The sequence below is a fragment of the Streptomyces sp. SID5785 genome, from assembly GCF_009870065.1.
GTDB lineage: Bacteria > Actinomycetota > Actinomycetes > Streptomycetales > Streptomycetaceae > Streptomyces.
The window spans coordinates 22,901-31,168 of sequence record NZ_WWIA01000082.1 but is presented as its reverse complement, the minus strand read 5'-3'; the positions used below and the strand labels follow the sequence as shown (position 1 = coordinate 31,168).

Annotated in this window: 8 protein-coding genes; 2 read left to right on the top strand and 6 right to left on the bottom strand. The window is 73.6% G+C overall.

All coding sequences use genetic code 11. The annotated features are described in order from the left end of the window. From GTW43_RS02760 to pdhA, 3 genes are all read right to left on the bottom strand, one after another. Nucleotides 1-398, bottom strand: a 398-nt coding sequence (locus tag GTW43_RS02760) for a biotin/lipoyl-containing protein (RefSeq protein WP_343245872.1), incomplete at its 3' end; no start/stop codon positions are given. Nucleotides 399-444: 46 nt separating this feature from the next. Next, on the bottom strand, nt 445-1,470 hold the full coding sequence (locus GTW43_RS02755; protein WP_161299936.1) for an alpha-ketoacid dehydrogenase subunit beta: 1,026 nt from the start codon (nt 1,468-1,470) through the stop codon (nt 445-447). Next, nucleotides 1,470-2,618: a pyruvate dehydrogenase (acetyl-transferring) E1 component subunit alpha gene (gene pdhA / locus GTW43_RS02750; protein WP_161299935.1), complete on the bottom strand. Its 1,149-nt coding sequence runs from the start codon at nt 2,616-2,618 to the stop codon at nt 1,470-1,472. Before pdhA ends, GTW43_RS02755 begins: the two co-directional genes overlap by 1 nt. Nucleotides 2,619-2,792: 174 nt before the next feature. Between pdhA and GTW43_RS02745 the strand changes: the two genes are divergently transcribed. Next, nucleotides 2,793-3,293, top strand: a complete 501-nt coding sequence (locus GTW43_RS02745) for an Lrp/AsnC family transcriptional regulator (protein ID WP_237536352.1) — start codon at nt 2,793-2,795, stop codon at nt 3,291-3,293. Nucleotides 3,294-3,309: 16 nt separating this feature from the next. Here GTW43_RS02745 and GTW43_RS02740 read toward each other — a convergent pair whose 3' ends face one another. Together GTW43_RS02740 and GTW43_RS02735 are read right to left on the bottom strand one after the other, a co-directional pair. Further along, nucleotides 3,310-3,921, bottom strand: coding sequence for a TetR/AcrR family transcriptional regulator (locus GTW43_RS02740; protein ID WP_161299934.1), 612 nt, complete (start codon nt 3,919-3,921; stop codon nt 3,310-3,312). After that, nucleotides 3,918-5,426 (bottom strand): 3-hydroxyacyl-CoA dehydrogenase, encoded by a 1,509-nt coding sequence (locus tag GTW43_RS02735; RefSeq protein ID WP_161299933.1) that lies wholly within the window; start codon nt 5,424-5,426, stop codon nt 3,918-3,920. The genes GTW43_RS02740 and GTW43_RS02735 overlap by 4 nt, the downstream gene beginning before the upstream one ends. 198 nt (nt 5,427-5,624) lie before the next feature. Here GTW43_RS02735 and paaN point away from each other — a divergent pair, with 198 nt between their 5' ends. Further along, nucleotides 5,625-7,340: a phenylacetic acid degradation protein PaaN gene (gene paaN, locus GTW43_RS02730; RefSeq protein WP_161299932.1), complete on the top strand. Its 1,716-nt coding sequence runs from the start codon at nt 5,625-5,627 to the stop codon at nt 7,338-7,340. Nucleotides 7,341-7,364: 24 nt separating this feature from the next. Here the strand turns inward: paaN and GTW43_RS02725 are convergent, their stop codons facing one another. Continuing rightward, nucleotides 7,365-8,258 (bottom strand): TrmH family RNA methyltransferase, encoded by an 894-nt coding sequence (locus tag GTW43_RS02725; protein ID WP_161299931.1) that lies wholly within the window; start codon nt 8,256-8,258, stop codon nt 7,365-7,367. Between the last annotated feature and the right edge of the window lie 10 nt (nt 8,259-8,268).

Sequence of the window (8,268 nt, the reverse complement as noted above, 5' to 3'; positions counted from 1 at the left end):
GTCCGCGCCACCGGGGCCGCGGCGGGGGCCGGGGCCGGGCTCTGCGGCCGGACGCGCTTGCGCCGGGCCGGGGCGGCGGCCGTGCCGTACCCCACCAGCACGTTCCCCGAGCCCTCCGGCTCGGGGGGCGGGGCGGCTGCGTCACCCGTGTCCGCGCCGACGGCGACCGTCAGCAGGGGTGCTCCCACCGGCAGTTCGGTCCCCTCCTCGCCGAAGCGGGCGGTGACCACGCCTCCGTAGGGGCACGGCACCTCGACCATCGCCTTGGCCGTCTCGACCTCGACGACCGGCTGGTCGATCGCGACGACGTCACCGACCTGCACCAGCCAGCGCACGATCTCCGCCTCGGTGAGACCCTCGCCCAGGTCGGGCAGCTTGAACTCCAGCACCTGCGCCATCAGACCGCTCCCCTCACTGGTCCCCGAAATCGCCCTCGCACCGGCCTCACTGCTCCCACTGGAGGCGGGCGACGGCGTCCAGCACCCGGTCCACGCCGGGCAGATGGTGCCGCTCCAGCATCGGCGGCGGGTACGGGATGTCGAGCCCGGCCACCCGCAGCACCGGAGCCTCCAGGTGGTGGAAGCAGCGCTCGGTGACGCGCGCGGCGATCTCGCCGCCCGGGCCGCCGAAGCCGTGGGACTCGTGGACGACGACCGCGCGCCCGGTGCGGCGCACGGACGCGGCGACCGTCGCATCGTCGAACGGCACCAGCGAGCGCAGATCGACCACTTCGAGGTCCCAGCCCTCGGCGCGGGCCGCCTCGGCCGCCTCCAGGCAGACGGTCAGGGACGGCCCGTACGTGAGGAGCGTGGCACTGGTCCCGGGGCGGCGGACCACTGCCGTGCCGATGGGTTCAACGTCCGCCGGGCGCTCGGGGTTCCAGGTGTCCTTGGACCAGTACAGGCGCTTCGGCTCCAGGAAGACGACCGGGTCGTCGGAGGCGATCGACCGCCGCAGCAGCCCGTACGCGTCGGCGACGGTGGCCGGGGTGACGACGGTCAGGCCGGGCGTCGCCATGTAGTACGCCTCGGAGGAGTCGCTGTGGTGCTCGACGCCGCCGATGCCGCCTCCGTACGGGATGCGGATCGTGATCGGCAGCGGCATCGTCCCGCGCGTGCGGTTGCGCATCTTCGCGACGTGCGAGACCAGTTGCTCGAACGCCGGGTAGCCGAAGGCGTCGAACTGCATCTCGACGACCGGGCGCAGCCCGTACATCGCCATGCCCACGGCCGCGCCGAGGATGCCCGCCTCGGCGAGCGGCGTGTCCGTGCAGCGGTCGTCGCCGAACTCGGCGGCCAGCCCGTCGGTGATCCGGAAGACGCCGCCCAGGGTGCCCACGTCCTCGCCCAGGACGTGCACGGCCGGGTCCTCGGCCATGGCGTCGCGCAGGGCGCGCCCGAGGGCCTGCGCCATGGTGGCCGGCTTGGTGGCGGGCTTCGCGGCCCGCTCGGCGGCGGGGGCGGTCGCCATCACCGGTCTCCTTCGGCTTCGGCCTCGGCGTCGAGCTCGGCCCGCAGCTGGGCCGCCTGCTCGCGCAGCTGGGAGGTCTGCTCGGCGTACACGTGGGTGAACAGGTCCATGGGGTCGAGCTCCGGATCCGTGTTCATCCGCTCGCGCAGCGCCGCGGCCATCGTCTCGGCGTCGTCGCGCACCGCCCGGATCCCCGCCTCGTCGATGAGCTCGCGTCCGGTCAGCGCCTGCTCGAGGAGCAGGACCGGGTCGTGGTCCTTCCACGCCTCGACCTCGTCGTCCGCGCGGTAGCGGGTCGCGTCGTCGGCGTTCGTGTGCGCGTCCATGCGGTAGGTGATCGCCTCGACCAGGGTCGGGCCGCCCCCCTCACGCGCGCGGGCGACCGCTTCGGTGAGGACCTCGTGCATCGCCACCGCGTCGTTGCCGTCGACGAGCCGGCCCGGCATCCCGTACCCGACGGCCTTGTGGGCCAGGGAGGGCGCCGCGCTCTGCTTGGCGAGCGGGACGGAGATCGCGTAGCCGTTGTTCTGCACCAGGAAGACGACCGGCGCCTGCCAGACGGCCGCGAAGTTCAGCGCTTCGTGGAAGTCGCCCTCGCTGGTGCCGCCGTCGCCCACCATGGCGAGTGCCACGACGTCGTCGCCCTTGAGGCGGGCGGCGTGGGCGAGGCCGACGGCGTGCGGCAGCTGGGTGGCCAGGGGCGTGGACAGGGGCGCGATGCGGTGCTCGTGCGGGTCGTAGCCGGTGTGCCAGTCGCCGCGCAGCAGGGTCAGGGCCTGTACGGGGTCGAGGCCGCGGGCCACGGCGGCGAGGGTGTCGCGGTAGCTCGGGAAGAGCCAGTCGCGCTCCTCCAGGGCGAGCGCGGCGGCCACCTCGGCGGCCTCCTGCCCGGTCGTCGAGGGGTAGACCGCGAGGCGGCCCTGCTTGGTCAGGGCGGTCGCCTGCGCGTTGTACCGCCGGCCGCGGACCACCTCGGCGTACAGCCTGCGCAGCAGCCCGGGGTCGGTCTGCGCGGCGGCCTCGGTGCCCAGGACGCGGTACGGCTGCGCGTCGGGCAGCAGGGGCGCGGGGTCCGTGCGGGGCTGCCAGGCGGGCGGCGGCGCGGTCCTGCCTGCGCGGCGGGCGCTCCGCTGCTCCATGACCGTCATGACGGCACCTCCTCGTGGGAGCGGCTTCGGCGGCGCGTCGGATGTGATGCGCCTCACCTACCGATTGTTCGGTCGTCGGCACACTTTGGCTACAGGCACCTCCAGGCTGTGGACAAACGGTTCTCCACAGCCTGAGATGAACGCAGTACGTCCATGGTAGGGAGGCGCGGGCGCATGGCATCTGAACAAATGGCCGACGGGTCGGGAGGGCCGCCGCAGGAGCCCGTGGCGCGCCCGCTGGATCCCATCGACCGCGACATCCTGCAGATGCTCCAGAAGGACGGCCGCGCCTCGATACGGTCCGTCGCCGAGCGCGTCCACGTGTCGCGGGCGAACGCCTACGCGCGCATCAACCGCCTCATCGACGACGGCGTGATCCGCGGGTTCGGCGCCCGCATCAACCACGAGCGGGCCGGCCACGGCGCCTCCGCGTACATCACCCTGAAGATCGTCCAGAACTCCTGGCGCACCGTGCGCGACCAGCTGCGACGGCTCCCCGAGGCCTCGCACATCGCGCTGGTCAGCGGCGATTTCGACGTCCTGATCCTGGTGCACACCGAGGACAACCGCGCCCTGCGCGAGCTCGTCCTCACCAAGCTCCAGGCCATCCCCGAGGTGCTCAGCAGCCGCACGCTGCTGGTCTTCGAGGAGGAGGACCTGGAACCGGACACCTGACGCCTCCGGGGCGCCCTCAGGCGGGCTTGCGCATGCCCTGGAAGACCAGCTCCACGACCGCGTCCGCGACCTCCTGGGAGCGGAGCTGGCCGCCGCCGTCGGGCCGGTACCACTCCACGATGGAGTTGATCATTCCGAAGAGCAGCCGGGTGGCGAGCCGCGCCTCTATGTCGTCGCGCACCTCGCCGTCGGCGACCGCCGCCTTGAGCAGCGCCGCGACCTGGTGGTCGAACTCGCGCCGGCGGGCCATCGCCCAGCGCTCCGTGTCGGTGTTCCCGCGCACGCGCAACAGCAGCGTCACGTACGGCAGTTCGCCGGTCAGGACCTCGACCATGCGGCGCGTGACGTGTTCGAGGCGCTCCACCGCGCGCCCCACACGCGCGGGTTCCTCGTCGAGGATGCCGAAGAGGCCGTCGAGCGCCCGGCTCACGGCGCGGCGCAGCAGCTCCTCCTTGCCCGTCACGTGGTGGTAGATCGACGACTTGGAGATGCCGGCCGCCTTGGAGAGGTGCTCCATGGAGGTGCCGTCGTATCCGCGCTCGTTGAAGACCGTCACCGCGACCGCGAGGAGCGAGTCGGGGGTGTAGGTGTCGCGGCGCGTCCCCGGGGTCCGTCGTGCGGTGCTCATGCGGAGCCCTCCCAGCTCTTGGGGTTGTACGAGTGCCGGAAGAGGGCGAGCGACGGGGCGTAGCGCCCCGAGGGGTCGCGCTCGTGCAGCTGCTCGAGGACACCGCAGGCCCAGCTGCGGCCGAGCCGGCGGCTCCATTCGACCGGACCCAGCGGGTAGTTGACGCCCAGGCGCATCGCGGTGTCGATGTCCTCCTCGGTGGCGACCCCGCGCGCGACGGCGTCGTGCGCCAGGTCGATGATCCGGGCCACCGTGCGGGCGACGATCATGCCGGGCACGTCTCCGATGACGCTGACGTCCTTGCCGAGCGCCTGGAAGAGGCCCACGGCCTCGTCCAGGGTGCGCGGATTGCCGTCCTTGCAGGCGGCCAGCGCGATCCGGGTCGCCGAGCGGTAGTCCAGGGCGAGGTCGAAGTAGACGACGTCGCGGAACTCGACGGACGTCTGGCCGTCCGCCTGGACCAGTTGACCGCCGCCGGGCAGGACGATGCGGGTGCCCTTGTCCTCGTCCTCCTGGACGACCTCGATGCCCGCCTCGCGCATCATCGGGACCAGCTCGGCGGCGGACTCCAGGTCGCCCTCGACCGTCACGCGCGCGGGCGGCGCGGTGGGCGCCGCCGTGTGCGGCTCGGGCCGCTCCTCGCCGTCCCTGTACGCGAACCAGCCGCGCCCCGTCTTGCGGCCCAGGCGCCCGGCCTCCACGAGGCGGCGCTGGGAGAGCGCGGGCCGGAACTTCACGTCCTGGTAGAAGCCCTCCCACACGGAGCGCGTCACGGCCTCGTTGACGTCCTGGCCGATGAGGTCGGTCAGTTCGAAGGCACCCATCCGGAAGCCGCCGCTCTCGCGCAGCACGGCGTCCACGGTGGCGGGGTCGGCGCCCTGCTCCTCGTGCACCGCGAAGGCCTCGGCGTAGAAGGGCCGCGCGATCCGGTTGACCAGGAAGCCCGGGGTGTCGGCACAGGCCACGGGGGTCTTGCCCCAGGCGCGCGCGGTCTCGTACGCGCGCGTGGCCTCGGTGATGTCGGTGGCGGCGCCGGAGACGACCTCGACGAGGGGCATCAGGGGCGCCGGGTTGAAGAAGTGCAGGCCCACGAAGCGGCCGGGCAGACGCAGGGCTCCGCCGATCGCCGTGACGGACAGGGACGAGGTGTTCGTGGCGAGCAGGCAGTCGTCGTCGACGATGTCCTCGAGGGCGGTGAACAGCCCCTGCTTGACGTCCAGTTCCTCCAGGACGGCCTCGACGACGAGGGTCGCGTCCGCGAACGCGTCGAGCGTCTGCGCGGGCGTGAGGCGGGCGACGGCGGCGTCGCGCTCGTCCGCGCTCATGCGGCCCTTCTCGACGAGCCGGTCGAGCCGGGCGGCGATCGACTCGGCGGCCGTCCGCGCGCGGCCCGGGGCGGCGTCGTACAGCCGGACGGGATGCCCGGCGACCAGGGCGACCTGGGCGATGCCCTGGCCCATCGTGCCGGTGCCCACCACGCCGACGGGGCGGTCATGTGCTGTCATGCCCGCGATCCTTCCGCATCCGCCCGGGGGTGCGGGCTCCGGGTCCGGCCGGGTCCGGTGCGCGCCGAGGGGTTCTCCACAGGTTGTCCGCACCCCCTTGTCCCGACCGATCGTTCGGTTACTCTAACTCTGTCTGCCCGTCCCTGCCCAGCTCGCCGGCTCGACGAGGAGCCGCCGCCGAGGAGGAGTTGGTCCCCCATGGCCGCCGAACGCACCGCGCACGACCTGATCGCCGAGCACCGGCCGACGCTCGACCGGGCCCTGGAGGCGATCAGCACGCGCGCGTACTGGTCCCCGCACCCGGAGCACCCGAAGGCGTACGGGGAGAGCGGGAGCCTGAGCCTGGCCGAGGGCAAGGCCGCCTTCGACGCGCTGCTCGGCGCCCGGCTCGACCTGGGCCAGCCCGGCACGGACGACTTCGTGGGCGGCGAGGTCTCCCCGTACGGCATCGAGCTCGGCGTCACGTACCCGCACGCGGACATCGACGTGCTGCTGCCCGCCATGCGCGCGGGCCTGCGCGCATGGCGCGAGGCGGGCGCCGAGCTGCGCGCCGCGGTCTGTCTGGAGATCCTGGCCCGGATCAGCGCCCGCACCATGGAGTTCGGGCACGCGGTCATGCACACCAGCGGCCAGGCCTTCATGATGGCGTTCCAGGCCGGCGGCCCGCACGCCCAGGACCGCGGCATGGAGGCGGTCGCGTACGCGTACGCGGAGCAGGTCCGCACGCCGGACGCGGCGGAGTGGTCGAAGCCGCAGGGCAAGCGCGACCCGCTGCTGCTCACCAAGTCCTTCACGCCGGTCGGCCGCGGCATCGCCCTGATGATCGGGTGCAACACGTTCCCGACGTGGAACGGCTACCCGGGCCTGTTCGCCTCCCTGGCGACGGGGAACGCGGTCCTGGTCAAGCCGCACCCGCGCGCGGTGCTGCCGCTCGCGCTCACCGTGCAGGTCGCGCGCGACGTGCTGGCCGAGGCCGGCTTCGACCCCAACCTGGTGGCGCTGGCCGCCGAGCGCCCCGGCGAGGGCATCGCGAAGGACCTGGCCGTCCGCCCCGAGGTCAGGATCATCGACTACACGGGCTCCACCGCGTTCGGCGACTGGCTTGAGACCCACGCGCGCCAGGCGCAGGTCTACACGGAGAAGGCGGGGGTCAACACGGTCGTCATCGACTCGACCGACTCCTACCGGGGCATGCTGTCGAACCTGGCGTTCTCGCTCTCCCTCTACAGCGGCCAGATGTGCACGACCCCGCAGAACCTGCTGATCCCCCGCGACGGCATCACCACCGACGAGGGCCCGAAGGCGTACGACGAGGTCGTGGCCGACCTCGCGCGCGCGGTCGGTGGCCTCCTCGGCGACGACGCCCGGGCGAACGCGCTGCTGGGCGCGCTGGTCAACCCGGACGTGAAGGCCCGTCTGGAGGCGGCCGGTTCACTCGGCGAGGTGGCGCTGCCCTCGCGCGAGGTCGCCCACCCCGACTTCCCCGACGCGGTGGTGCGCACGCCCGCGATGGTGAAGCTCGACGGCGCCCGCAAGGTCTGGGAGCACGCCGACACCGAGGCGGCCTACCTGAGCGAGTGCTTCGGCCCGGTCTCCTTCGCCGTCGCCGTCGACTCCACGGCCGACGCCCTGGACCTGCTGCGGCGCACGGTGCGCGACAAGGGCGCCATGACCGTCGGCGCGTACACGACGTCCGAGGAGGTGGCCGGCGCCGTCGAGGAGGTCTGCCTGGACGAGTGCGCCCAGCTCTCGCTCAACCTGACGGGCGGGGTGTACGTGAACCAGACGGCGGCGTTCTCCGACTTCCACGGCTCGGGCGGCAACCCCGCGGCGAACGCGGCGCTGTGCGACGGCGCCTTCGTGGCGAACCGGTTCCGTGTGGTGGAGGTGCGCCGGGAGACCGCCGGTTCGTAGAGGCGCGTCGTGGCGAGACGCTCCTCAGGGGGCGTCCGGCAGGGGTGCGTGCGTGCTGTGCGTGCTCCAGTGGAAGAGCGTCATGCCGACGCTGGTCGCCAGGTTGTAGCTGGAGACCTGGGGCCGCATCGGCAGCGAGACGAGATGGTCGGCGCGCTCGCGCAGCTCCGGCGTCAGACCGCTGCGCTCCGAGCCGAAGGCGAGCAGCGCGTCGTCCGGGAGCGTGAGGCCGCGGATGTCGTCGCCCTCGGGGTCGAGCGCGTACAGCGGCCCCGCGGGCAGCTCGGCCACGGCCAGGCGCTCCACGGCGGTCGCGAAGTGCAGCCCGGCGCCGCCCCGCACGACGGTGGGGTGCCAGGGGTCGAGGCTGCCCGTCGTGACGACGCCCGCGGCCCCGTAGCCGGCCGCGAGGCGGATCACGGCGCCCGCGTTGCCCAGGTTGCGCGGCTGGTCGAGGACGACGACGGGTGTCGTCCGGTCCGTGCGGCGCAGGGCCGCGAGCCCCGCGGCCCGGTCGGGGCGGCCCGCGAGCGCCGCCACCCCGGTGGGGTGCGGCCGCGGCACGAGCGCGCCCAGCACGTCCGCGGGAACCTCGACGAGCCGCGCGGCGAGCGCGGGGCCGATGTCCGGGGCGAGACCGTCGGCCAGGGCGAGCGTGGCGGCCCGGTCGGTGGCGAGCACCACGAGGACGTCCGCGCCGAAGCGCAGGGCGTGCTTGAGGGCGTGGAAGCCGTCGAGGAGCACGGCGGGTCCGGCGTGCCGGTGCCAGACGCGCACCGCGTCCTGCGCCTGCGCCTGCGCGTCCTGTGCCTGCGCGTCGGGCCCGCGCCGTGCTGCGTCGCGCGTGTGGTGCCCGTCGTGCGCCTCGTGCCCGTCGTGCCCTTCGTGCCCGCTGTGGTGGTCGTCCGCCGTGCTCATGCCGGGAAGC

Coding starts and splice junctions, on each gene's coding strand:
- GTW43_RS02725 (WP_161299931.1), bottom strand. CDS start 8,258: ATGAGCACGGCGGACGACCACCACAGCGGGCACGAAGGGCACGACGGG.
- GTW43_RS02755 (WP_161299936.1), bottom strand. CDS start 1,470: ATGGCGACCGCCCCCGCCGCCGAGCGGGCCGCGAAGCCCGCCACCAAG.
- GTW43_RS02740 (WP_161299934.1), bottom strand. CDS start 3,921: ATGAGCACCGCACGACGGACCCCGGGGACGCGCCGCGACACCTACACC.
- paaN (WP_161299932.1), top strand. CDS start 5,625: ATGGCCGCCGAACGCACCGCGCACGACCTGATCGCCGAGCACCGGCCG.
- GTW43_RS02735 (WP_161299933.1), bottom strand. CDS start 5,426: ATGACAGCACATGACCGCCCCGTCGGCGTGGTGGGCACCGGCACGATG.
- GTW43_RS02745 (WP_237536352.1), top strand. CDS start 2,793: ATGGCATCTGAACAAATGGCCGACGGGTCGGGAGGGCCGCCGCAGGAG.
- pdhA (WP_161299935.1), bottom strand. CDS start 2,618: ATGACGGTCATGGAGCAGCGGAGCGCCCGCCGCGCAGGCAGGACCGCG.